Origin of the sequence: Paenibacillus sp. FSL R5-0928, from assembly GCF_037970385.1 — a bacterium.
Lineage (GTDB): Bacteria > Bacillota > Bacilli > Paenibacillales > Paenibacillaceae > Paenibacillus_AQ > Paenibacillus_AQ odorifer.
In genome coordinates, this window is the sequence record NZ_CP150225.1 from 6,438,387 (window position 1) to 6,460,879 (window position 22,493).

General features: G+C 44.5%; 27 protein-coding genes. 2 read left to right on the top strand and 25 right to left on the bottom strand.

Annotation, left to right across the window (positions count from 1 at the left end; genetic code table 11):
• Positions 1-67 precede the first annotated feature (67 nt).
• The 3 genes from cwlD to MKZ16_RS29180 all read right to left on the bottom strand — a co-directional run bounded on the left by cwlD (position 68) and on the right by MKZ16_RS29180 (position 2,785).
• A complete protein-coding gene (gene cwlD / locus MKZ16_RS29170; RefSeq protein WP_038573445.1) occupies positions 68-808 on the bottom strand; it encodes an N-acetylmuramoyl-L-alanine amidase CwlD in 741 nt (246 codons plus the stop codon).
• Between the two features lie 86 nt (positions 809-894).
• Positions 895-2,055: a sulfate adenylyltransferase gene (gene sat / locus MKZ16_RS29175; protein ID WP_076106550.1), complete on the bottom strand. Its 1,161-nt coding sequence runs from the start codon at positions 2,053-2,055 to the stop codon at positions 895-897.
• A gap of 37 nt (positions 2,056-2,092) precedes the next feature.
• On the bottom strand, positions 2,093-2,785 hold the full coding sequence (locus MKZ16_RS29180) for a phosphoadenylyl-sulfate reductase (RefSeq protein ID WP_036680616.1): 693 nt from the start codon (positions 2,783-2,785) through the stop codon (positions 2,093-2,095).
• 657 nt (positions 2,786-3,442) lie between these two features.
• Here MKZ16_RS29180 and MKZ16_RS29185 point away from each other — a divergent pair.
• On the top strand, positions 3,443-3,631 hold the full coding sequence (locus tag MKZ16_RS29185; protein WP_076106552.1) for a type II toxin-antitoxin system HicA family toxin: 189 nt from the start codon (positions 3,443-3,445) through the stop codon (positions 3,629-3,631).
• Positions 3,632-3,668: 37 nt separating this feature from the next.
• Positions 3,669-4,088 (top strand): type II toxin-antitoxin system HicB family antitoxin, encoded by a 420-nt coding sequence (locus MKZ16_RS29190; protein ID WP_076106554.1) that lies wholly within the window; start codon positions 3,669-3,671, stop codon positions 4,086-4,088.
• 163 nt (positions 4,089-4,251) lie between these two features.
• On the opposite strand, the gene MKZ16_RS29195 is transcribed toward MKZ16_RS29190, so the two are convergent.
• The 22 genes from MKZ16_RS29195 to MKZ16_RS29300 form a co-directional block, all read right to left on the bottom strand.
• Complete coding sequence (locus MKZ16_RS29195; protein WP_076106556.1) at positions 4,252-4,788, bottom strand: hypothetical protein; 537 nt, start codon at positions 4,786-4,788, stop codon at positions 4,252-4,254.
• A 117-nt stretch (positions 4,789-4,905) separates the two neighbouring features.
• Positions 4,906-5,238, bottom strand: coding sequence for a YolD-like family protein (locus MKZ16_RS29200; protein ID WP_076106558.1), 333 nt, complete (start codon positions 5,236-5,238; stop codon positions 4,906-4,908).
• Positions 5,239-5,249: 11 nt separating this feature from the next.
• Complete coding sequence (locus MKZ16_RS29205; protein WP_076106559.1) at positions 5,250-5,558, bottom strand: hypothetical protein; 309 nt, start codon at positions 5,556-5,558, stop codon at positions 5,250-5,252.
• Between the two features lie 84 nt (positions 5,559-5,642).
• Positions 5,643-5,858: a helix-turn-helix transcriptional regulator gene (locus MKZ16_RS29210; RefSeq protein ID WP_036689206.1), complete on the bottom strand. Its 216-nt coding sequence runs from the start codon at positions 5,856-5,858 to the stop codon at positions 5,643-5,645.
• A 657-nt stretch (positions 5,859-6,515) separates the two neighbouring features.
• Positions 6,516-7,085: a lysozyme gene (locus MKZ16_RS29215; protein WP_339815071.1), complete on the bottom strand. Its 570-nt coding sequence runs from the start codon at positions 7,083-7,085 to the stop codon at positions 6,516-6,518.
• A gap of 77 nt (positions 7,086-7,162) precedes the next feature.
• Positions 7,163-7,429, bottom strand: a complete 267-nt coding sequence (locus MKZ16_RS29220) for a phage holin family protein (RefSeq protein ID WP_339815073.1) — start codon at positions 7,427-7,429, stop codon at positions 7,163-7,165.
• Entirely contained in the window at positions 7,429-7,725 is a 297-nt protein-coding gene (locus MKZ16_RS29225) for a hypothetical protein (RefSeq protein ID WP_076106565.1), read from the bottom strand. Before MKZ16_RS29225 ends, MKZ16_RS29220 begins: the two co-directional genes overlap by 1 nt.
• A gap of 85 nt (positions 7,726-7,810) precedes the next feature.
• Positions 7,811-7,912: a CD1375 family protein gene (locus MKZ16_RS29230; RefSeq protein ID WP_218640545.1), complete on the bottom strand. Its 102-nt coding sequence runs from the start codon at positions 7,910-7,912 to the stop codon at positions 7,811-7,813.
• Positions 7,905-8,195, bottom strand: coding sequence for a hypothetical protein (locus MKZ16_RS29235; RefSeq protein ID WP_339815075.1), 291 nt, complete (start codon positions 8,193-8,195; stop codon positions 7,905-7,907). The genes MKZ16_RS29230 and MKZ16_RS29235 overlap by 8 nt, the downstream gene beginning before the upstream one ends.
• Positions 8,185-8,457 carry a hypothetical protein gene (locus MKZ16_RS29240; RefSeq protein ID WP_339815077.1) on the bottom strand — a complete coding sequence of 91 codons (273 nt, stop codon included), beginning with the start codon at positions 8,455-8,457 and terminating at the stop codon, positions 8,185-8,187. Before MKZ16_RS29240 ends, MKZ16_RS29235 begins: the two co-directional genes overlap by 11 nt.
• A gap of 53 nt (positions 8,458-8,510) precedes the next feature.
• Positions 8,511-13,019: a phage tail protein gene (locus MKZ16_RS29245; protein ID WP_076106907.1), complete on the bottom strand. Its 4,509-nt coding sequence runs from the start codon at positions 13,017-13,019 to the stop codon at positions 8,511-8,513.
• Positions 13,020-13,577, bottom strand: a complete 558-nt coding sequence (locus MKZ16_RS29250) for a phage tail protein I (RefSeq protein WP_076106963.1) — start codon at positions 13,575-13,577, stop codon at positions 13,020-13,022. It lies immediately after the preceding gene.
• A complete protein-coding gene (locus MKZ16_RS29255; RefSeq protein ID WP_256715547.1) occupies positions 13,570-14,697 on the bottom strand; it encodes a baseplate J/gp47 family protein in 1,128 nt (375 codons plus the stop codon). Before MKZ16_RS29255 ends, MKZ16_RS29250 begins: the two co-directional genes overlap by 8 nt.
• Before the next feature lie 4 nt (positions 14,698-14,701).
• A complete protein-coding gene (locus MKZ16_RS29260; protein WP_076106965.1) occupies positions 14,702-15,034 on the bottom strand; it encodes a GPW/gp25 family protein in 333 nt (110 codons plus the stop codon).
• 91 nt (positions 15,035-15,125) lie between these two features.
• Positions 15,126-15,449 carry a phage tail protein gene (locus tag MKZ16_RS29265; RefSeq protein ID WP_339815082.1) on the bottom strand — a complete coding sequence of 108 codons (324 nt, stop codon included), beginning with the start codon at positions 15,447-15,449 and terminating at the stop codon, positions 15,126-15,128.
• Positions 15,428-15,790, bottom strand: coding sequence for a phage baseplate assembly protein V (locus MKZ16_RS29270; RefSeq protein WP_339815084.1), 363 nt, complete (start codon positions 15,788-15,790; stop codon positions 15,428-15,430). The genes MKZ16_RS29265 and MKZ16_RS29270 overlap by 22 nt, the downstream gene beginning before the upstream one ends.
• A 48-nt stretch (positions 15,791-15,838) precedes the next feature.
• Positions 15,839-16,870 carry a late control protein gene (locus tag MKZ16_RS29275; RefSeq protein ID WP_339815086.1) on the bottom strand — a complete coding sequence of 344 codons (1,032 nt, stop codon included), beginning with the start codon at positions 16,868-16,870 and terminating at the stop codon, positions 15,839-15,841.
• Between the two features lies 1 nt (position 16,871).
• Positions 16,872-17,078 carry a tail protein X gene (locus MKZ16_RS29280; protein WP_076107138.1) on the bottom strand — a complete coding sequence of 69 codons (207 nt, stop codon included), beginning with the start codon at positions 17,076-17,078 and terminating at the stop codon, positions 16,872-16,874.
• A complete protein-coding gene (locus MKZ16_RS29285; protein WP_339815087.1) occupies positions 17,075-19,999 on the bottom strand; it encodes a phage tail tape measure protein in 2,925 nt (974 codons plus the stop codon). The genes MKZ16_RS29280 and MKZ16_RS29285 overlap by 4 nt, the downstream gene beginning before the upstream one ends.
• A 158-nt stretch (positions 20,000-20,157) precedes the next feature.
• Complete coding sequence (locus MKZ16_RS29290; RefSeq protein WP_076107293.1) at positions 20,158-20,466, bottom strand: hypothetical protein; 309 nt, start codon at positions 20,464-20,466, stop codon at positions 20,158-20,160.
• A 43-nt stretch (positions 20,467-20,509) separates the two neighbouring features.
• Positions 20,510-21,028 (bottom strand): phage major tail tube protein, encoded by a 519-nt coding sequence (locus tag MKZ16_RS29295; protein ID WP_076107295.1) that lies wholly within the window; start codon positions 21,026-21,028, stop codon positions 20,510-20,512.
• Between the two features lie 15 nt (positions 21,029-21,043).
• Complete coding sequence (locus tag MKZ16_RS29300; protein ID WP_339815090.1) at positions 21,044-22,492, bottom strand: phage tail sheath family protein; 1,449 nt, start codon at positions 22,490-22,492, stop codon at positions 21,044-21,046.
• Position 22,493: the final 1 nt, after the last annotated feature.

Below are 22,493 nucleotides of genomic sequence, written 5' to 3' on the forward strand. Positions count from 1 at the left end.
CGGAGGAGAATTCTTCCGGAGTTTTTGTCTATTATAGCATTACCCATCTCCTGATGAGTAGTCCCGGCTACTCGGAAGCATAACGAAGAATGCCACGATATATGCTAGTCGCTACCTTGCGTTGATAAACATCATCTCCGAGCAGAACTGATTCCTGAGGGTGCGACAAGAAACCGACCTCTACAAGGATCGCAGGTATTTTTAATGCTTTTAATAGATAAACAGTATTTACAGTCTTAGCTACACGATCAGTATTTTCCAGGGTAGTCTTCAGCTCACTCTGTACAAACTCTGCTATAGCTTTATTATCCTTGTGATTGGGATAGTAAAAGGTCTGCGCCCCGCTCCACCGGTTCGAAGGCACACTGTTCATATGAACGCTTATAAAAAGATCTGCGCCCTTCTCCTCAATGCTTCTTACTCTTTGCTTAAGATCTTCAGTCTTGCGCTTAGAATAGCCCTTAGTGCCCTCCTGAGCTAAATCATAATCCCCTTCACGGGTCATGACAACAATAGCCCCTGCCTGTTGCAGGTAATCACGTAAATAAAGAGAGACCGCAAGATTAATGTCTTTCTCAATTAGCCCTTCCCGGCTAACTGCCCCTCCATCTGCTCCCCCATGTCCAGCGTCGATAGCGATCACTTTACCAGACAAAGGCAGACTCCAATAATTTAACGTTTTGGCAGTAGGCATGTCATACGCTATAATGCCGATCATTATAGCCAGCAGTGTCGCGCCCAGCATACATTTTTTGATACTGCTCCATGAGATCCAGACCGAGACTTTACTGTGTTTTCGGCCAGACATAACAAAGACCCCCTCGTCCCGATAGATAATACTCATCTATATGGGACAAGAAGGCCAAATAGTACTAGCTAACGATGATTAAGCTGTTACTCTTGAGTCATGCCTTCAATTAGAATCTGCGCAACCTCAGGTCGCGTAAATTCAGGAGGTGGACATTGACCCTCCCGAAGCAAAGCCCGTACCTTTGTACCCGACAAAGTCATATGATCGTCGCCAGGATGCGGGCAGGTTTTACTGGAAGCCATATTTCCGCATTTTTTACAGAAGAAGCTGTGTTCAAAAAATAATGGAGTAATATCAAGTTCCTCAGCGGTAAAATTCGCGAAAATTTCTTGTGCTTCATAAGTTCCGTAGTAATCACCTACACCCGCATGGTCACGTCCGACAATAAAATGGGTGCAGCCGTAATTTTTGCGAACCATAGCATGAAAAATCGCTTCTCTCGGACCTGCATAACGCATGGCTGCCGGGAAAACACCTAGAAAGGTACGATCCTCAGGATAATAATTCTCCAAAAGCGCCAGGTAGCTCTTCATTCGTACATTTGCCGGTACATCATCAGACTTCGTCTCACCCACAAGCGGGTTTAAGAACAGAGCGTCTACAACCTCCATAGCGCACTTCTGAATATATTCATGTGCACGATGAACTGGGTTACGCGTCTGGAAGCCTACAACTGTTCTCCAGCCTTTGTCTGCAAATATCTTACGTGTAGCTGAAGGGTCAAAATAAAATTCTCCGAACTTTTCTGGCTGTGGTCTATTCAGCACTGTAATTGGTCCTCCTACATAGGTAGCCGGGCGGGCCAACAGCTTACTTACTCCTGGATGTTCAGGGTCTGTTGTTTTGAATACATTTTGCGCTTCAAGGTTTTGATCAACCGTATAAAGACTCTCAATATCCAATAAACCGTAGATCTCGCCATCCTCTTCACCGATTAGAGATACTTTGTCTCCAATAGCTAAACCAGAGACCACATCCTCTTCTACAGCAAGTGTTATTGGAATGCTCCACACTGTGCCATCTGCTAAACGCATGTTTTTGACTACGGAGTGATAATCTTGTTCATTCAAAAATCCAGTCAGTGGAGAAAATGCACCTACCGCTATTAGATCCAAATCAGATAAAGTCCAGGTGTTCACGGCAATCGCCTTATATTCACGTGCAAGCTGCAGCAATTCTTCTCTTTCTGTACCCTCTACTACACGGTTAACTAATGTTCCGCCATGCGGACGTATTGAAGTCATTATCGTCTCTCCTTCTGGGTTCTCACGGGGATAGGTCTTACTTGTGTAATCCGCACTCAGTCTTCTCTGATCCAGCCCAACGTCCAGCACGCGGATCTTCACCAGGCATAACCTGCCGTGTACATTGCTCACAGCCGATACTTGGATAGTTACGGTCATGTAGAGGGTTATAAATTACATCATTTTCACGAATATAGTTCCATACATCCTCAGTTGTCCAATCCGCAATTGGATTAAACTTAACCAAACCAAATTTATAATCATACTCAACCTTTTTGGCATTAGCACGGGTAGGCGCTTGGTCACGACGAATGCCTGTAATCCAAGCTTCATATTGAGATAGGATACGAGTCAGCGGCTCTACTTTACGAATCCCACAACATTGGTTAGGATCTACTGTCCATAACGCATCACCGTGTTGAAGTGCTTGCTCCTGCGGAGTGATTTGTGGAGACACTCGTACGAACTCCAGCCCGTATTTATCCGCCATCAAATCTCTGGTCTCATAGGTTTCCTTAAAATGATAATCTGTATCGAGATAAAAGACGTCTGTAGAAGGACTAACTTTGTGAAGCATATCAACTAGCACTACATCTTCGGCACCAAAGCTGCAGGCAAAAGTAATGTTAGGAAATGTTTCTACAGCCCAGCGGATAATTTCCTCGGGTGAAGCAGTTTCTAATTCTTCGGCCTTAACTTTGATTAAATCCTCTTTCTCGAGCAGGTTCATTAAGGTATTCCTCCATCCAAAATATTAATCGTATGAATAAATGAGGTAAAAGAAGTAATAAAACCAACTAATTCTATATGAAATAGTATATAACTTTTACTGAGGAAGTCAATGCGTTTCAACCGTTAGAATTAGTAAATAGATGCAAAAAAAGCCCATTTCTTGTGGAAAGGGGCAATAAAAAATAAAACCCTCGGCCATAAGGCCAAGGGTTGAATTCTGTAGATATTAACGTTTCGAGAACTGAGGCGCACGACGTGCAGCCTTCAAGCCGTATTTCTTACGTTCTTAAATAATCACTTCCTATTAGTTCAGATTGCCGCATATAATAGGAAGTTTCTCGTTTTCAGTTCCTATTAATTCCGATTAGTTCAGATACAAATATGGTCAAAATATGGTCGCGGACTCAGGCATAAAAAGCTGGGTCCTCCACTTTCAAATATCTCGGAATGGTATCTTCACAATATCATTATACCCCCGACTGATATGAATTTGTTATTTGTCACCATCCAACTTTCTGGATATGCTAAGCCAGTGTTGGTGATACGGAAGAAGCCATATAGACAAGAAGAAGTTATCCGATTATTAAATACGTGTTATCTATACGTTGACACGTGTTATTTATACGTGTATAATAGAAGTATAAGGAGGGTTGAGATGAAGGTTTACAGTTCAAGGGAAATTATAAAAATTATCGAAGGAGACGGATGGTACTTAGTCGGAGTACATGGAAGTCATCATTACTACAAACATCCAAGTAAGCCCGGTAAAATAACGGTGCCGCATCCTAGAAGCAGCTTTCCTCCCAAGACACAAAAGAGTATTCTTAAATCAGCAGGGTTGTAGGGGCGCAAGCCCCTCTCCCCCAAGGAGGTTAATATAAATGAGTAAGAAAGATGTTTATCGCTACTGGGCGTTGCTAGACACTGCAGACGAAGGAATATCTGTTCGTTTTCCTGATTTGCCTGGATGCCTGACGGCTGGGGACACTGCCGAAGAAGCATACGCTGCAGCGCGGGAAGCCTTAGAGGGTTTTTTGTATGTGATGGAGCAAGACGGGGATTCCATTCCCGATCCGTCCACACTGGACATAATCTTAAAGCAGGCAGAAGCTGGAGAGGCTGCTTTGGACGTAATGGTATGGATGCCTACTGTTAGAGCGGCTATGGAGTCCAAAGCTATCAAGAAGACGCTGACCGTGCCTAAGTGGCTGAATGATGAAGCTGAGCGGCAACACCTTAATTTCAGCCAGGTTTTGCAAGAAGGATTGAAGCATAGTCTCGGAATTGAGAAGCGCTCATAAAACCGCCTGATGATGGGCGGAGGGGAACCGACTGAAATCATTTTGCATTACGGAGCAGGTGGTCGCGGGAATCCCTAGGGGCTATCTTTACAAGGATAGTCTCCGTATTGATTTAAAATAAAAATCCCCTGCCGTATAATAGCAGGGGATTTTTATTAATACTTTATTTCATTAGCATTGCCATTTGCCGATCCAATAACATAATACTATCTGCATATCCGTCATCATTGAACATAGCTGAAATTACATAGACTTTTGTGTTATCGTCAGACTTCTTTGACGATTCTTTTAAAAACTGCTTACTGATTGAATCGTAAACATAATCTAAGTTTTTTTCATAATCGCCTTGATGTTGATCTCCATAAACTTCTTTGATTTCATCTTTCAGCATTCCAATTTTTAAACCACTAACCGTTTCATAAGCATCGGCTGATTCATCGGTTAAAGAAATGCCTGCTACTTTATCATTTCGATACATAATTCTCACACCAGAATTGTACGTGAATGAATCGCCAATAGTCATCTTCTCGCCTTTACCCAGAACCTTTTCAGAATCAGCGCGACTCATCCCATACTTAATAACTGCTTTCTGGTCATCTACCTTTACTATCGCTAGGTCATCAACGGTAAGCCCACTTTTTGAAGATCCGCAAGCAGTTAATAGAATTAAAAACAATAAAACAAATACACCTCGGCGCATCTGTATCCCCCTCATCACTTTCCTAAAGTTTACCATGTCCCAATAAACAAAAAAAGAACTACCAAACAATATATAGTTTAATAGGCTTTGTCATAATCCCAAACGCTTGGGAATTTTCTATGTATTAGCACCTACAACATCCTCTATTTTAATCCAATCCCAATCATCATCATGACGAAACTTTATCTGACCCAGCTGACGGTCAACCCTCATAACTATGCCGTGAATTGATTTGTCCTCAATCGGATCAAACAACGCTAGTGTGATTGGGCTATGATCCTCCATTGATTGAGTTATTGTTTGTTGGATCTCTTCTATCGCTTGAGGATCTAGCTCAGGCTTGCTACGAACCTCTTCTTGCCGCGAATCAGAAAGAATACGCTGCTTGTGCTCAGGCATAATCATTCGACTTCCCTCCCATAGTCCATTAGCTTCTAATTTTCCAGCCATCCCAAATCCTCCTAGTACTTAGTCCAATATTCGATGTTTCCGCCATCCATGCCCCATTGAATCTCATTATTCACTGTCCCAAGCCTTTTAAAACGAGAATCTGTGCGTTCCCATCCTTCAATTATGATTGCTGTCTCAGGCGGTGTGTTTGGATTCCACTCGATATAGTTTTCTTGTATCAATTCAAGTAAAGCCGCTTTAATTGGTACTGGCATACGTCCACTTAGACGTTCCAGTTCAGGCAGACTCGGCATATGAGCATGATGATTCGCTGAGTGAGTCATGATCATGAGCAGTTTCCGTGCTGTGTCACTGAGCATTGTTTCCCCTCCAAAACAAGAACATTCGTTTGTATTATAACCAAACATACGTTCTTAAATCAATGTAAAAAAAAGGAGCCACGGTTATTCTCCGGGTTCCTCCACGTATTCAATCAATTGATCGATGTGCTTTAACTTGAAGTATTTCATGAGCGTTTCTAAGTGTTCAGGCGGCCAATGTTTAGCAGTGTTCTTCTCCATATCGCTTAGGGTGTTCCAACGTATACCAGTTGCTTCGCTTAATTGACGTACACTCAGATCTTCTAATTCTCTTAGTTGTTTAATTTTTAACCTAAGCATCCTTTTCACCTCAACTAGAATATACACTATTACAATAAATAGTTCAACGTTTTTCGTTGACATTCAACGAATTTCGTTGTATAATAAAGATAGAAAGGAGGTGAACAAGGCACATGAAAGATTGGGTTACGCTCCTTACAGCAATCATTCAACTCATTACCGCAACGCTGCTGCTAAAGGACAAAAAGAAAGGAACCAAAAAACGCCGCGGACCACGCAAACGTAAATAGGTTCCCGGAGAGTAAGGGTTGCACCCCTTGCTCTCCACCCAATCATAACATAAACGGTTTGAACGATACAATTAGTAAGCCGGGCATACACAGGAGGAAATACGGAAATGGCGAGATTAGCTATAGTTCTCTGGAGTTTTGGGGGATCAAATGAAATTTGGGTGACTGAAGATGAGCTTTTTGATCTTGAACAGTCACCGTCAGTTTCGAAGATTTTCTTTAAGTAACGGGGGGGGCTGCGGCCCCTCTAAAGGAGGAATAAATTATGTTGAACGTGATTACCTGGATAGTAATTGTGGCTGCATTGGTCCTCTCGATTGCAGCACTAATTAAAGCCAGTGGACGCCGTTAATCCATATAACAAAAAAGCCCCACTGACCTTATTTAGGTTAGTAGGGCTTTTTCATAATCTCAAACGTTTGAGTATTTACTTTTTAGCAACAGTAAACGACAGCCAAGCAAGCTCAGATGTCGTCAACGTCTTTTTGTCGATCTTATCAAGCCAAGTCTTGTCATTGATTGTACCAGCTGTCAGGAGAGTCTTAACCTGTGTTTGCAGCATTGTCCATTGATAATTAGTCAGTTCCAAAGTGTCGTCCTCCTTGGCATTTGGGGATTCTTTTTTGATTGATACGTCTTCTTTATTGAACAGATCGAGTTCCGCCTTACGCCGTCTTACTAGACCAGCTAAAACATTGCCGCCGCCTTTGTTGTACTTAGTAATGTTCTGAGCGATCTCTGTTATCGTCCGCCCTACGCAAAGTTTTTTTAAGCTGCCGTTGCCGCAGTTATAGCAAAAACTTGTGAGTGCATCAAATTGATTTTGACTGAGCCACGCTGTAATAAGCACGTACGACGCATCATTAACATATGCCTCATACTTTGCCAGATCGGATAGAAGCATACTGTCAGCCTGTGCCTGCGTGATGGTCATACCTGCTTTAACATCTGGACCATAGTGACCCCATCCGATTGTCCAGTATGTTTCAGTAGGCACAGGCTTGTACGCCGTGAGACGGCAGCCCTCAAAAGACTTGATAAGGGAAATTCCCACTTGCGAAATTTTGCGACTCATTACTCATCACCCGCTTTACGAGACTGCTTGACCAGTTGGTTACCATATACAGCTACAGCACCACATAGGATGCCTTGTATAAAGCTTGTAATGACAAACCCTAACATCAGTACAGCAAATACGATGGCCATCAGCGTAACGATGTATACAATACTCCAATCTGGCACTTTCGGCGTTTTTTTCAAAACATAGCCTATGATCCAACAAGCTACAACGACAGCCATTAATTCGGGATTAATAAACTCCATAACTGCATTCCATTCCATTACAAATCACCTCTTCTATTTTCTTCAAATCGGTCAAGCCGCTTGTGATACGATTTAGAAGCCTCTTCAATACGCGTTACACGCTCTGAAAGTAAATCAAATCTCTGCCCCTGGGCTCGCTGCTCTAAACGCATATCATCCACGCCCCGTTTGATATACTCAACGTCAGTACGAAGTGACGCACCATTACCAGCCTCTTGTGCAACATCCTTTTTAAATGCTTGGGTTTTCCCCGTCCAGCCCAAGACAACCCCACTTACTGCCGCAATCATTGCTACGATTGTTGTAGGCTCCACTCCCGTTTCCCCCTCAATATAAATAGCCCCCGGGAATCCCGAGGGCAAAATAAAAACGCCTACTATGTGGCGCTAGTAATTTAATCTATTCTTTTAGCTCTGCTGCGACATCCTCACGGATAATCTCCGGTACTTGCTCTAACTTCTTAAGTCCTTTACGGATCAAGCTTGCATATATTTTAGCCATTATCTATTTCACCTCCCACTACAGGTTCTGTAGGTGCTACGGGTTGTCCGGCAAGTACTAGCTCATAAAGCTCTGTGAGCGCCAATTGTGCGTCTGCCGCCTCTTGTTTGGCAGTCTGTAACTCTTCATAATTTTCTGTAAGAGCAAGCTGCGCTTCTTGCAGTTGTGTTTCGGTTTGATCAAGTCTTTCCAAGGTCTCTACAAGTTTCTTATTGGTTTGTTCTAGCTCCTGAACCGTTTTAGCATTTTCTCCCTCTACCATTTCGATTCGTTTAATTAACACATCTGCTTAAGCTTCCCCCAGGATAGGTAAACTCCAAATCCTCCGTATCAGGATTAACGCGGTAGCCATTGCACTCAGCGAACTCTCGACGAAACTGACCATATTTGAGCTTTACTACGCCAATAGTATCGCGGACCCGTTCAGCCAGTGCCTTATATGTTGCAAAGTCCTGATCCTCGGTTGTCTCCACTACCAACCTACCTACCTGTTCACCCGTATTTACTACCACGTTTCCTGTTGCTTTTTCAAAGTATATTTTCATGCCAATTTCCATCATAATCCCTCCCAATAAAATATCTAGCGGTTTGTCTACGTCTACTGTATTGCAATCCATGTATAAGGATAGTATCCGTTTATAACTGGTAGTTTAAAACCCGTACTGTTCACATATACAGGTGATGCCTCCCTGAATATGTTAAGGTCTGGAGTTGATGTTCTTCCACCTAGTGTTGTGATTCTGTAGTTCGCATCCATTCTAGCGTCATACACGATATGGTCTTTGTTTGTGTTGGATGCATTACCATTCTTTATAATGATCACTGTGGGCTTGAAGGTTAGTCCCGAAACGATTAGTGATGCGGCTATAACTGTGCTACCATCAGCCCTTGTGTACGTCTCAAGATCACCAGATTCAATCGTGCCGGAGGCAACTTGTGGTAGTCCAGCAGAATTCAGTTGGGCTACAGTCACTTTTATTTCTCCAGCACCCATCCCGCCTTTTCTATAACCTTCCAGTGGGTAGACAGCTAGATCACCGTTTCCCCATCTCCCCACACCCGAAGCTACATCAACCCCAGCTATAACAGGCATAGTCCCCTGTTTTCCGAACATCGTTCTGTCACTTCTCCAATTGCTAGGGTCTGCTAAGTTACCGTCATATGAATGGATAGAAGACGTTGTATTATAATACCCTTCCGGTGTATTTAAATATAAATCCCCACCGACCAAAGTAGTCCCTGCGGCATCCTTAGCAATACTACGATTATCAGGCATTGTCCCGTTTACCAGTCCGTTTTCTGTGCCTATCGTTTTTCCAGCCAGGACTTCCGCTGCTGTAGCTGTTCCATATTCACCCCCTTCACCCTGTAAGATAAAAGCCGTTCCATCGTATACAACCGTATAGACACCACCAAGAGCCAAAGGCGGGTTATTGCCGTTTGGCTTTTTGATAGATTTAGCGCCCAGACCATTTACATTGAGTGTAACCGGACCTGTTGTAGCTGCATGTGCTTTAAAAGATATTCGATCTCCAGCTATAAGAGATGTTATGACACCACCCGCGATACTTGCTGTTAACGCTGGAGCTGTACCTTTAGTTAACCCAGCATAGGTTAAGGTACCGTTTGCGATTTCTCCCATGTTTTTTCCAGCATGTAAATCCGCATCCAACCCACTACCTACCCCATCTACTGTAAGCAACTTTAATAAAATATCAGCAGCAGTGTATGAAGTCGCTGGCAAAGGGACGAAACCTAACGAAGAACCCATAACAGGCGAAGTGTGGACGCCTACACCAATACCGCCCGCAACAACCACAGGCATAGCTATCTGCACTATGTCACCCGACGTTGCGAAAATATTAGGAGCAGCATTCGAATATCCATTCGCCGAGGGTATTGTTTTTTCGATGTGTACCCATCCATCAGCAGGAGTCAAAGTAATATTAGCGGACATAGTAACACCATTTTTCCGTAACCTTGCTTCTTTGGTTATGACGGCATTTTTACCGGACTTAACCCTTATCCAGAAGGACACAGTAAATAGTTTATCGACCCCACCAGCAGGAAAATTGTTGTTCACAGTCATTAAATATGTTCCTGAAACGCTCCCTGCATTACTTATCCCAGAACCCATTGTAAACGAGGCTATGTTAAATTCAGTGCCATATCTTAACCCCCCTAGACCTAAAGCCGCTATGAGACTAATGACCTCATCTGTTAACGCCCCGTTTGTCCCTCCGTTAGTGGAATTATCATGGTAGAACCTGCCACCACTAGCGACTGTAGTCCCATTATAAGGAGAAAAGAAAGAATTATTAGCGAATGAGGCGGTGAGCTGTAATGATCTTGGGTCACCATCAGTACCCATAAATCTGCCTGAGTCCCCAAGTAAATTCACAACTCCACCATATGGCAGATTATTCACACTTACAAATCCATTATTGTCTAGTCCCGCATACCCGTTAGCTACGTTCTTTTTGTCGGTTGTTTCTGACATCCTCCAAGCAGACCATATAGTGCTCTTTGTTCGGGTATATATGTTTCCGTTAGTAACATCAATAACTTCTTGCTTAATGTAGTTAGTGCTAGTGTCCGCTTTGTACACAAACAAGATACCAAAAGAAATGTTTGGAGAATTGACATAAGTTATCGTCCCGCCTGCTTGGTACAGTGACCAAATTCCGTTAGTTGTTAGGTTGTTAAAGTCGGTATTGTTTGCTATTGCGGCTCTAGTCATAACTATAGGGGAGTCGTTATAGCCATTCCACATAGGAACCCAAGCCGCCCACGCACCCTCATTTACTTTCCGACGTGCCCACACACCGCCTAGTGTACTGTAGAATATTTGCCATATCCAGTTGGTAGTGTTGTTATGCAGGTCTCCTTGACTGACATGAACCATAAGCTGACCGTACTCTGAAGGAGCTGGACTACCTGTAGCACCCGAAAGTATGCTGTACACACCCGCCGTATATGCTGTGTTTAGATCGGAGATTCCACCTGCGCCACCTAAAGAGCTGTAGGTATTGGCACGAGGTACCTTTGCAGTAGCATCCAGCCCGGCATACCCGTTGTTGGCGTTTTTTTTGCCGGAATGCTCTAGCTCGTACCACTCGGAGATGGTCCCGTTATAGATGTTACGTGTGAACACACGCATATTAGCACCGGGTGAGTAAGACGTGAATGTCTGGTTAAATCCTGCGTGTTTGGTGACCTTCAGGAAAAAGGACTGCCCAGCAACTGCTGCTGGGAGGTTTAACATAGTCGCCGCGCTGGCGTTACTAGGGCAGCAGTACTCTCCTTCACCTAGAGCGTTCAAGTCCGTAGCGTCAGCAAGCGTGCCCGCCTTACGCGCCAAGTACAGAGGAATCTGAGCATCCATAAACTTAGCATCCGAACCCAGCCCAGCGTATCCGCTCGCCACGTTCTTGCGACTAGCGTTTTCTTCTTCTATCCAATCACCCCAAACGCTGTTATAGCACTCTCGAATGTAAGTGCGAGGGACAGTGGAGAACGTAGTTGCTCGTTGGAAAAAGATAGTGTCAGGGTTTTGTGAGTGTGCGAATACTTCGATAAAGAACCAAGCACCTGTGTTGTTACCTGGCGCGTTTATCAGAGGGTAACCATCGTACTGCCCGTTTCGGTTAACCGTGTTTAGGTCCGTACTAGGGGCGAGACGGATGACCTTTCCGCTGTTATCAGTGAGCTTGTACTTCTGAAACTCTTGCCCCGATTGGAGAACAGTGTCATCGGGAATTGTCTGTACTGCTACAGGTAGTGCAGTAGGTGCTGCGCCGCTGTAAACTGCACTCAGATTCCACGTTGGTGGCGCAGTAGGGCTCGCATGCTTTACAGATACAGCAAAGGCAATAGCAGCCCCTGGCGCATGTCGTGCTTCTATACTTATTTTCCAACGAGAGTTAGTGGCGTCCCAACTAATATCAGATAGAGATATGTGCTGATTGATAAGACCCGTTACTTCTGGGTATTGCGTGCTCTGATAATTTAGGGTAGTAGCAGCAGCAGCAACCACATTAAAACGCTTCGTCATTTTACCAGCTGCGTTCACTGCATTCCAACTAGCCGTCACAGTCACCTCAATGTAGCCTGACAATGCACCAGTTGTAAATAAGTCAATTCTTTGATTAGCTACGCTGTTTGAGAATGAAAATCCAAGAACGCGTTCAGATATTCTACTAGATAACACATTACCATCTGAAACCGCCATTCTATTCGCATCTAAAGCTGTAACACCATTAGCCACATTTCTGTCGGTTTTTGGAATGTATTTAGCGTCAGCAGTACCTGGCATAGCATTCCAAGCAGTACGCTCTGCGGCTGTGATGTGCCTTGTAGTGTCATCAACGTGCGTCTTAGTTGCAGCTAGTGTGATGTCTGGAGCATCAAACGGATTTGCTTTCCCTGTGATGGCTTTGAAGTACTTAGTAATCCAAGAGAACCACTGAGTGATCGAACCTACTAAACCATAAGCTGTTGCTGTTGTAGGATCTGCAGTGCGTGTACCCATAGCGGCATCATTGACAGATCCTCCCGCATAACTAGCAGAGGTGAGTTTAGGACCATCACCTGCAGCTCCTGTGTGTTTATGTCCTCCGGATGCGTCAAACTTAGCGTTAAATTCAGATTCTCTTGTAAATACCAAAGAATCATCGATTGTAGCTGATACATTTGACGCTGTACCTATTACCACAATGCAGTCAATGGTCTTTTCTATTACATTACTACCGCCAACAGCAGGTATATATTCAGCATCGGTTCCCGCGTTAGTATAGCAATATAGGATTTCTCCCTCATCAGGATCTTGAGCAAATACACCAATTTCCCGGAAGTAAAACCCTGTTGTTACGTCTTGATTTGATAGAACCGTACCAATGACAGCTTTGTTTGGTGGTTGCATTCTCAGTCGTGTTACAGGTAATGATTTTTTCTGATCAATAAGTCCATTAAGCAATAAAATAGACTGCCCACCGAGTTGACCACTCCCGACGGCAATCCTTGTGTAATTTAGCTTTGATCCGGCTTGGGCTTTTGACTGAAGCGTCCTGCCCTTGTTTGTTAGAGTAAAACTCCCAAATGCGCCCATTTATTCCCCTACTCTCATGATTTCGCCGATGTGCAAGGCTCCACCGAAATATAATTCTAAATCTTCTGTTTGCGAGATTGTAACCCGATCCAAAACCACTGAAAGACGTTTCACAGAATCCACCGCTTGAATGAACTCTTGAGCTCGGGCGTTTGTTACGTCAGCGTTATTGGTTATGACTTGAAAATGATAAGGTCGCCCTCCGTATTCAAACCATTCTTCTACACGCCCCTCACCAAAGAGCAGCTTAACTAGATCCTCAACAGCTCTAGGAGTTCCTTTCTTACGGTGAAATTGTATGGCTGTTCTAACCAGCTCACGCCGCTGTTCCAAAGGCAACTCCGGATCATAGTAAGGAGGCTTGTACTGCCACGCCAGTTCGTCAACTTCCTCGCTGCTCCATTCCTCAGATCGTCCGAGAATGTCTAACTTACGGATCTCCGATGTAGTCACCTGTAACTCTGTATCCAATGCTGCGGCGGCTGCAGCAATAGCCGGATCGTTGGCGATACTCGGTGGCAGAATATCTCGCAGACTTAGCTTCTGGATATCAATCATCAACGAGCCCTCCATAGGTCAATGTCGTTATACCTTGCTGTGCAACTTGAATAGCTGTCAGAGGTGTATAAACTGGCGCTGTGACATTTACCCTCAGCGCTCCGGCAGCCATGACGCGGGCAATCAACTCAGAGGGGTTAATGTGTCGCCCAAGCTTTGATCTCTGCCAGTGTTGGTAAGCCTCCACCGCTGATGTAACTGCTGTCTGGATAGCTGTAACTTCTGATGCGCGGTTACGACTGATATAGTAAGTCAGTGTGGTGGTATAAGGTACAGATATCGGTGCAGTGACTGTCACATGATCAGTCAAAGGTCTGATGCCGCGATCTTCTAGCGTCTCCGCCACAGTTTCGAGCATATCCTCTCCTGGAATTACACCATCAACGAGTAAGGGAACAATTGTAACCTTGCCTTCAGACGGAGAATAAGCATGTACATCCAAGATGGCAGCAGATGCAGATTTAGCCCAAAACTCATAAGATCCTTGTGGACCAGCGGTACTATAGGATTCTGGTGCAGTTCGAATGCGTGCACGAAAGGCTTCGTCTGTTTCTATTGCTGCTCCGCCACTGCTCTCGGTAGTGTTGGTAACCGATTGAACAAACGGTAAGGGATCCATCAATACATTGACCTGACCGGGCAAAAATCCGTTGCCTGCCGTGCCTACCGTCGAACACTCGCCTGTCACCATACCAGTTGTAGTGCCTGCCGGAATCTCCAAATACTCGGTTGTTGCAAAATATATGGATCCATCCCCACCTTGCGCCCCGACTCGCGTCCCCGCAGGGATGGTTGTTACTGATGCCAGCGGAATAGAGAGGGTAAAGCGCAAGTTAGTAATTGATGGGGCAGCATCCAACCGGATTAAACCAAAATCGGCACCTTTGTAGTCCAATACAATTCCAGTTGCATAGCGCAACGAATTGCTTTTAGCCGTCTGGTTTATCAATACACGTTGCTGGACGATAACCGTAGCCAAAGACGATAAAAACAGCCTCACCGGATCGGCGGGCTGCAGTGTGCGTAAGGTTAACCCCTCATATACAGTTATAATGTTCTTCTCAATCTTTGCTGCATCTTCCGGAGTAAAAAGGATCTCCGGCAAATCTACATATTCCACCAAGTTACTCCACTCCTTCTGCCAGTGTAAACTTGATCACAGGCTTTAAGTGTCCTGTCAGAGCATCAGACAACGCTCCATTAAAGGATACTTGTACTACTTGTGCTCGCGGCTCTTGTATGGCTATAGCTGTCGTTACCTCTGCAACAGTTCTAGCTTCAGCAATCGGTCCAGGCTCGTCAATAATGGAGTAATCAATCCCGATGTCACGGGCAAGTGGCGAACTTCCGAGAGGAGTGGTTAATATTGTTCGGATGTTCTGAGCCACTTCCTCAGCTTTACTTATTGGTGCAAAATTGATTGTCGATGGCTGAGTCATATCAACGGTATAGATCATTTCACATACTCCTCCAGCGTAATATTCACAGTCGACGCGAGAACGTTGCCGATATTATCCATGGATTCCCAGGCCTGTGACATGTCCGTAATCACCCAAAGACCAGTGCCCACTCCCTACGTCCAATAATCAACGGTAGTGCCTTGCCTGCCCTCTCCAACTCAGTAAGTCGGTCCAGCTCTTTTCGGGGATTCAGTCCGAGCCGCGCATCTAACTGCACCGAAAACGACACCGAGTCAATTCCCGGTCCTAGCCACTCCTTTTTAGGCTTTTTACCGATGATATCATGCTGTGCCCAACGTCCACTAGTATCGCGCCTGAACTCATCAATTGTACGTATTGCCCCTTCTGAAACGACAAATACAACCGGACCAAGACTGCCAATCTTAGACATTACATAATCTTGGCTTCCCATGTCTTACCCCCACTCGCTATCGTGCCTGTTACGTTCAGATTTCCGTCAATCTGTACACCGCTGGCTGCTTTGAGGTTAATAGTCTTAGTAGCGCGATCATAATAGACATAGCTACCATCCTCGAACCATATACCACGCTGATCAGCTGTCCCGGGCATCTTATCCTCTGAACCGTAATAAGTACCTAGACAATAACCAGCGCTACGACTGTTATCCAAAAAGACACATAGCACAGTTTCTCCAGGCTGTGGCACGGCGTTCTCTTGCCCCCAGCCTCCCTGCGTAATAACAGGTAGCTCACCAGATACCAAGCCATCACGATCTGGAAAGGCGACCCGCACACTACCTGTTACTGCATTTGCGTTGAAACTTGACCAATTACAATCATACTACCACCCCAATACCCTTCTAATTTCTAAGTCAGTCGCAAACCCGTTGCCGCCTATAGCGTGATTGGCAGAGACGATAATATATTTACCATCAAATCGCCCCCAACCCTTAATATTGATTGTCAGACCTGCTGCCATTCGAATATCTCCCATGAGGCTTAACGTCCCTCTTCCTGCCTCCTTGTTTTTCTCACGCAGTCTTTTTCGGCCTAACTTGAGAGCCGATGCCTGAGAATCAGCCTGCTCGTTGATCTTAAGTATAGGCCCACTTTTGGGAGCTCCGGGCGGTGTATAGGTTACCTTTACAGTCTTTTTCGTTTTATTGTTTGTATAAGACACTTCACATGCTCGATAGGCTGTATAAGCTGTTCCCCATGAGAATCCATAACCTTTTACGTTATCTTCTCCACGTGTAATCGTTGCAATAACTGGTTTTTTCTCATAAGCGGACTCATCGAATAGCACAAGTGCTCCGTTTGATACTTTAATCGCAACACCTTCCTTGTTTGCTGTTTCTAATAGAAAAGCAAGATCAGAAAGTTGAGACTGTTCAAGGCGATCATAGGAAGGATTGTCTATGGATTCATATAATAATTTTAAACTCGCACGTTTGGCGATTTCCCCAGCTACCGTTTTAAGGGTCACCTTTTCCCAAGATTTTGAGCGCTTTTCTTGCCGAATATTTGCACTCACAGGTAAAGACACAGCTTTTATAGCTACCGTATCTGGAGGGCCGTTAAAATCAAAAGAATCAACTTCAAACGAGCCTAGGGGAAGTTTTTTAATCTCGCCTGGACCATCCCAGTTGATTGTGCGAATCTCTCCTGTAATCCGATCACCTTCAGTCGGTGACCAAGGACCTTGCCAGTTCCGTTCTCTGTCTTCCAAAGTAATAGAGAGATTATCAAGCGTACCTGGAGCCGCATCGTTAAACTGAAAATCAGTTAATGCTTTGGCGATGTCCTTCGTAACATCCTTGCCGTTGTATGATAACACTAGCACTGCTCTGCGAGCGTCTTGCATTAGTTCCATATTAGTTCTCCCTGCGCCACGGCGGAAGCGTCTCAGAGGCATCTGCTGGCATATCTGGCACAACTAAAATTACATTTCCTGAAAATACAACAGTTCCTACATGCTCTGGGTTTGCATTAATAAGCAATGTCATTAACTTTTCATTCTTGTACAACTTAAAAGCGATACCATCCCAGGTATCGCCTTGTAAAGTTCTATATTTGTTCATTGAAAACTCACCCGCCTTTGCTGTTGAACGATTTCATTTAAGCGCCGCTCCAAAGCGTTATTCGCTTGCTTTATCGCATCGTTTACCGATTGCATGATGGATGGATCGACCCCTGGGATGGTAATCGCCGGAGCGTTGTTCACCTGAATTACCGTTTCACCTGAGTTACTGTTATAGCCCATTAAATCATTAGCCATATCGAGTAAGGACCGAGATCGTTGCTTATTGTTAATTGGGATTGCGATTTCTGGACCAGCCTCACCAAAAATACTAGGTTTTGTCGCAATACCTCCTTCTGCATATTGATCCATTCGAAATTGTTTAGGCAATAGAGAGTTTGTTATATCTGTTACGTTTTTGGATGCTTCCGGCACGTATTGACCAGTATGTTTGTACAAAAATTCAATGTTTATTTTTTTCTCTGAAGGGATCAAACTCATTTGGTCATTAAGGTTCTTAGCCGCTGTAACCGATTCGTTAAACTTTAATTTCCCTTCGTCTGCTAGACTGCCGAATTTTTGAGCGTATTCCCCTAAGGTCCCACCTAGATTTAACTCTATTAACTTCCTCTGCTTATCGTAGAGTTCCTGGTAGCTCTGCTTTGTGTTCTCTAATTCTTTGGAAGAAGTTATTAAGGATTCAAGAGCAATCACTTGCTCTGAAGCTAATTGTTTAGAATATGAGTCTAATCCATTCAAATCTGTTGAGTTATTGATAAATATGCCAACTGCTTCGCCAGCTTCCTTCGCTTTCTGAACCAACTCATCAATTTGTTTTTTTTGTTCCTCAGTTCCGGGCATCATCATTAATCGCTCAAATTGCTCTGAGTACTCTTTGAACTTAGGAATAGCTTCAGATATGGCATCATTTTGAGCTTCAGCAGCAGCTACTTGTTTTTCTAAATCTTGAATTAGATTTGAAGTATCAGGCAACTTTTGTTCAGCTTCAGCAATTTCTTTTTCAAGCTGTAGTTTCGCCAACTTTTCATCAGCATCAACTATTTCTTTAGCGAGACCAGCCTTTTCGCGGAGCTTTCCATTCTCAATATCATATTGACTAATAGTTGTCGGATGCAGCTCCTGCAGCTTTTTTGTTATTTCTTCCATTCTTTCTTGCTGTGCTGCCAACTCTTCAGAACTATCTGCGCTGCTACCTATTTTTTGGGATAACTGATCATATTCCCAAATTAGTTCATTTGTAAGCTTAGCCTTATCCTTTGTTTCCTGGTACTGTTCACCTGTCTCTTTGAGTGTTTCGCCCATATGAATTAGTTCTTGTCTTGCATTCTCCTGATGTTTCTTATAAGCCAAAACACCTAAAGAAAGAGCAGCTACACCAGTAACAGCAAGTCCGACAGGATTAGTTAATAGCGCCAACGCTTTTGTGAAGCCTCCTGCAGCCCCTCCAGCTCCGTCAGCCGCTGTCGTAATCGTCCCAAAACCCTTAACGATTTTGGTTACAGACTTACCAATCAACGCCGCTGGTGCTGCAAGTGCAATAGCTTTTAATATTTCGGTATTATCGCCCATCCAGTCAGCGAATCCCTGAAGTGCTGGCATAAGATCCTCGCCGATCGGAATCACAAGCTCAGTCATGAGCTGCCGACCCACTGCCTGAAAGTCTTTGCTCAAGGTATCATATTTGACCTTTGCCACTTCTTCCATTGTGGCTTTAGTCATATCAAACTGTTTACGGGCAGTGCCTAAGGCAGCGATAACACCGGACTCCATGTCCTCAAACTGAGTACCAAACAATGCCACACCGATTGTGCTTTTTTGAATTGGGTCTTCAATCTCGCCAAGCTTATCAATAACTTGTTGCATGGCGTCTTTACCTTTGACTGATCCATCAGAAATTCCATCTAAAATATTAATACCTTGACCCATGATTCCTTGCAAAGCTTCATAAGCCTTTGCTGATTTAGTGCCGCCTTCTTTCAAGTTCTTGACTAATTCAGCAGCAGTATCTTTGGATACATGTTTGAGTAATTCCATGTACTCAGCAGACTTCTTAGATCCTTTTGTCAGCCTTTGCGTAAACTCTTCTATATCATCCGGTGCGAACAACATGGCCATTGCTGTTTGTGTGCTTTCACTGCCATCCTTAATCCGTATACCGAATTCTTTAACTGCATCTCCAACTTTATCTAGGTTAAAAGCACCTGCATCTAGTCCAGCTGCGAATTGGTCAAACATCTCCTCAGCATCGTAACCCAAAGTTTTAAAGTACACACTGTATTCGTTAGCAGTATCAATAAGTTCATCAGACTTATTAAGTCCATTCTGTGCTCCTTGAGCCAAGAGGTTGTACGCTTGCTCTGAGGTGACACCGAAGTTTCTCATCATCGTGTCTGATGCCTTGATACTTTGGGTAATATCCTCGCCAAACACATCTCTAAACACAATGGCGTTTTTAGTCGTACTTTCTAACTCAGCGCCCGTAGCCTGCGTTACCTGCCGAACTGTGGCAAGAGCAGCACCCAGATCGTTGAAATCCTCGCCAAGACGATCATTATAAAGGGATTCAGCGCTATCTTTCATCGCAAGCATTTCTTCAGCAGTTACCCCAGTCGCAGCCTGTAGCTGAGCCATAGCGTCAGACTGATCAGCAATGGTTCCTACGATATTTTGCATACCGCCAGCAGCACCTTGAATCAAGGCAAATGCTCCTGTGTACTCACCCACTTGTCGCAGTGTATCACCAAACCCACCAGCACTGTCCCTCAAATCTCGTAAAGAATCATCTGCTCGATCTGCATCACGCCGTACATCGTCCAAATCTCCGCGCCGAGACATTTCCCTTAATGCGCGTTCTAGTTCCTCGATATGACGCTCAGCATTGCCCATGGATTGACGGAACGAGGGATCCATGAGCCCGTTTAACCGAAAGGCGATATCATATTCTCTGCTTCTTCCTGCCACGGTCTATTTACTCCCCTTCCGTTTCCGTAATCTATTTACCCGCTCCACCGAGTCCCTGAGTTCATCAAGCGGCAAGCTCAAATAGTAAGAGACTGGTGTATAGGTAATCATGGCTAAAGAGACAGCGAGGTCTTTAATTCCCTCACTATCTCCACAGCCTACAGCAGCAAAAAATTTCTAGCCCTCAATGTCAACGCTGTAAAGTCCTTTGCTTTGGATGCAAGAACTAAGCTAACGTGCACACCAGCAGCCTTAGCAACTACATATGCTTGATATACCTTGTCTAATTCAGGAGAAAAGGACGTGCCGCCTTTCTGTTCTGCGCGATATTGCCGATCACACGCGATAATATCGTTTCCTGACAGATCATCGAAATTAAGTGTAATTTCTTTAACCTCTTGCCCTTCAAATGTAAACGGCTTGGTAAAGGTATATACCTCTGCCGCACCTTGTGTTTCTTCTGACATTCCATGTTCCTCCTCAAATTCCCAAGCGTTTGGGATTTATAATTTACAATGCCAGATTAGCTCGTGTTTTGGCTAAGTAATCTACACCAAGTACCTTGTAAATGTAAGCAAGCTTATCAATCTCCAGAATCTCCTCCCCATCAATAAAGACCTTGAGATAATTCACAGAAAATGCATTTGTCGAGCTCATTGCTGTTGCAGCCTCAAGACCACCCAATCCACCACTTAGAGGGCGTCCACGAATGGTGACTTTGAGTGCTGATTCCATATACTCGTTCGTTGCAGTATTAAATTTCTGGATTGATGCTCGAAGGTCAAGTGCGTGAACCACAGGAGCTAAAAGTTTTAGGGATGCCTTCTCCACAGTATTCCAATTCAACGTAAGCGTCATAGCACTTGTTTGCCCTGGAGAAGGAGCATCAATTTCACCTGCAATCCCAGCACCTTTGGTAGTTTCAGATAAAAATGCAATTTCAGGGAGGTCAGCAGTTGCCGTCCCTAAGTATTCTGAACCATTTAAAAACACTGAATAATCAATAACCCGTTCTGATCTTTCTGGCATGTTATTTTCTCCTTTTTACGCTGCGTACATTGCAGCTAGGTAAGTTGTGTCGTATTCAAGCAAGAAATCAATTTCCTGCGCTGGACCTGGCGGCGTGATATATACATGGAAAGCGATTTTCCCAGACATCAGGCTTGTTACAGGATTCTCGGATTCAAGGAATTCAACGCGTGCACCTAGTAACGCACCAGATGCTGAAAGCCCATTTAGCCAAATGTTCGCCGAATCCGTTACAGCAGCGATCAGGCGCTTATTCATCGGGTCATCAACCTTTTGCATGTAGGTCAGAATCAGGCTATTTCCAACCCAGTTAAACATACGGCGAATCGGGATGAAACTATCTTTTGGATCTGTCACGCCTGGAAACGCTCCGGTGTAGTTACCCCAAGACTTCCAACCGCTTACTCCAAGATTCAATGCAGTCATTATGCCTAGACTGTTAAGATAACTAGCTTGATCAATCCCCAGAAAAATGTCTTTTCCGCTAGCTAGTGCCGTTCCATCCGCTTGAAGTGATTTATTCGATGGAGAGGCAAACGGAATACCGCCATTTGCCGCGTCTGTCGCTGCAATTAGTCCGGCAAGTTGAGTAGAGTAATGAAAAACCTTATCTCCCAGCGTAAGTAGAGGGTAGGCTGGAATTTGTAATGGTCCAGTATAATTGTTGTCCGACTTCCAAACTCCTGCGTCAGTGTATGGCTGTGCTGGGTCAATGTCGGTCAAAGCCATTGTCTTAAAATTGCCGTTAATGTTACCTGATTTAGCTTTCATTACGGCTGCCACTGTTGGTTTATGTGACCAACCCGGAGCAACCAGCAAATCAGGTAGAATACCAAAGCGTGGGTATACCTGATTCACTAATTCAAATCCAGTATAGGAACCGTCAAGCGTTACCCCACCAATAATGTCGTCTGCGTCAACGGCTGCAGGGTTGAGTTTGTCATACCCCACTTGTAATGATGCAATTGCTGCCCCGATATCACCACTTGCCTTGGTGGTGATAACCACATGCCCAGCGTCATCAAAAGCCGCTGTATAATCTTTATCTTTGAGAAAGGTTTTGGTCCCATCCGAGGACTTAACTGTCAGTGTTGGAAGCATTACGCCGCTTACAGCTAATGTAGCCACTCGGTTTGCAAGGCTTATCGCAACCGGTTCTACTGTTGTCTTGTGTGTGGCTGGATCAAGCACATTGACCAAGATCATTGGAGCCATGGCATATAACGCAAAGTGAGAGTAAATCAGCTCGCAAAGCGTGTATTCCTTCCAATCGTCCGAGTATCCTAGTGCAGCCACTGCCTCCGCATACGTATGAACTAGTACGGGAGTGTTCACGGGCACTGCTGCCGATGCCAGGTTAACAGGAGCTGTACCTACCGCGAACGGAATTCCGCTGCTCGCCTGCGTTGGCGCAAGTACGGATGTGGCTTGCTCTATAATGCTTATACCGTGTTTAAATGCCATT

What these genes read in the sequence shown, in the direction of transcription:
- sat (WP_076106550.1), bottom strand. Translation starts at nt 2,055, where the DNA reads ATGACTTCAATACGTCCGCATGGCGGAACATTAGTTAACCGTGTAGTA.
- MKZ16_RS29265 (WP_339815082.1), bottom strand. Translation starts at nt 15,449, where the DNA reads ATGGGAAGCCAAGATTATGTAATGTCTAAGATTGGCAGTCTTGGTCCG.
- MKZ16_RS29220 (WP_339815073.1), bottom strand. Translation starts at nt 7,429, where the DNA reads ATGGAATGGAATGCAGTTATGGAGTTTATTAATCCCGAATTAATGGCT.
- MKZ16_RS29210 (WP_036689206.1), bottom strand. Translation starts at nt 5,858, where the DNA reads ATGCTTAGGTTAAAAATTAAACAACTAAGAGAATTAGAAGATCTGAGT.
- MKZ16_RS29240 (WP_339815077.1), bottom strand. Translation starts at nt 8,457, where the DNA reads ATGAAAATATACTTTGAAAAAGCAACAGGAAACGTGGTAGTAAATACG.
- MKZ16_RS29185 (WP_076106552.1), top strand. Translation starts at nt 3,443, where the DNA reads ATGAAGGTTTACAGTTCAAGGGAAATTATAAAAATTATCGAAGGAGAC.
- MKZ16_RS29230 (WP_218640545.1), bottom strand. Translation starts at nt 7,912, where the DNA reads ATGGCTAAAATATATGCAAGCTTGATCCGTAAAGGACTTAAGAAGTTA.
- MKZ16_RS29205 (WP_076106559.1), bottom strand. Translation starts at nt 5,558, where the DNA reads ATGCTCAGTGACACAGCACGGAAACTGCTCATGATCATGACTCACTCA.
- MKZ16_RS29280 (WP_076107138.1), bottom strand. Translation starts at nt 17,078, where the DNA reads ATGAACAAATATAGAACTTTACAAGGCGATACCTGGGATGGTATCGCT.
- MKZ16_RS29250 (WP_076106963.1), bottom strand. Translation starts at nt 13,577, where the DNA reads ATGATTGATATCCAGAAGCTAAGTCTGCGAGATATTCTGCCACCGAGT.
- MKZ16_RS29180 (WP_036680616.1), bottom strand. Translation starts at nt 2,785, where the DNA reads ATGAACCTGCTCGAGAAAGAGGATTTAATCAAAGTTAAGGCCGAAGAA.
- MKZ16_RS29190 (WP_076106554.1), top strand. Translation starts at nt 3,669, where the DNA reads ATGAGTAAGAAAGATGTTTATCGCTACTGGGCGTTGCTAGACACTGCA.
- MKZ16_RS29290 (WP_076107293.1), bottom strand. Translation starts at nt 20,466, where the DNA reads ATGTCAGAAGAAACACAAGGTGCGGCAGAGGTATATACCTTTACCAAG.
- MKZ16_RS29295 (WP_076107295.1), bottom strand. Translation starts at nt 21,028, where the DNA reads ATGCCAGAAAGATCAGAACGGGTTATTGATTATTCAGTGTTTTTAAAT.
- MKZ16_RS29200 (WP_076106558.1), bottom strand. Translation starts at nt 5,238, where the DNA reads ATGGCTGGAAAATTAGAAGCTAATGGACTATGGGAGGGAAGTCGAATG.
- MKZ16_RS29275 (WP_339815086.1), bottom strand. Translation starts at nt 16,870, where the DNA reads ATGGAACTAATGCAAGACGCTCGCAGAGCAGTGCTAGTGTTATCATAC.
- MKZ16_RS29300 (WP_339815090.1), bottom strand. Translation starts at nt 22,492, where the DNA reads ATGGCATTTAAACACGGTATAAGCATTATAGAGCAAGCCACATCCGTA.
- MKZ16_RS29245 (WP_076106907.1), bottom strand. Translation starts at nt 13,019, where the DNA reads ATGGGCGCATTTGGGAGTTTTACTCTAACAAACAAGGGCAGGACGCTT.
- MKZ16_RS29260 (WP_076106965.1), bottom strand. Translation starts at nt 15,034, where the DNA reads ATGATCTATACCGTTGATATGACTCAGCCATCGACAATCAATTTTGCA.
- cwlD (WP_038573445.1), bottom strand. Translation starts at nt 808, where the DNA reads ATGTCTGGCCGAAAACACAGTAAAGTCTCGGTCTGGATCTCATGGAGC.
- MKZ16_RS29195 (WP_076106556.1), bottom strand. Translation starts at nt 4,788, where the DNA reads ATGCGCCGAGGTGTATTTGTTTTATTGTTTTTAATTCTATTAACTGCT.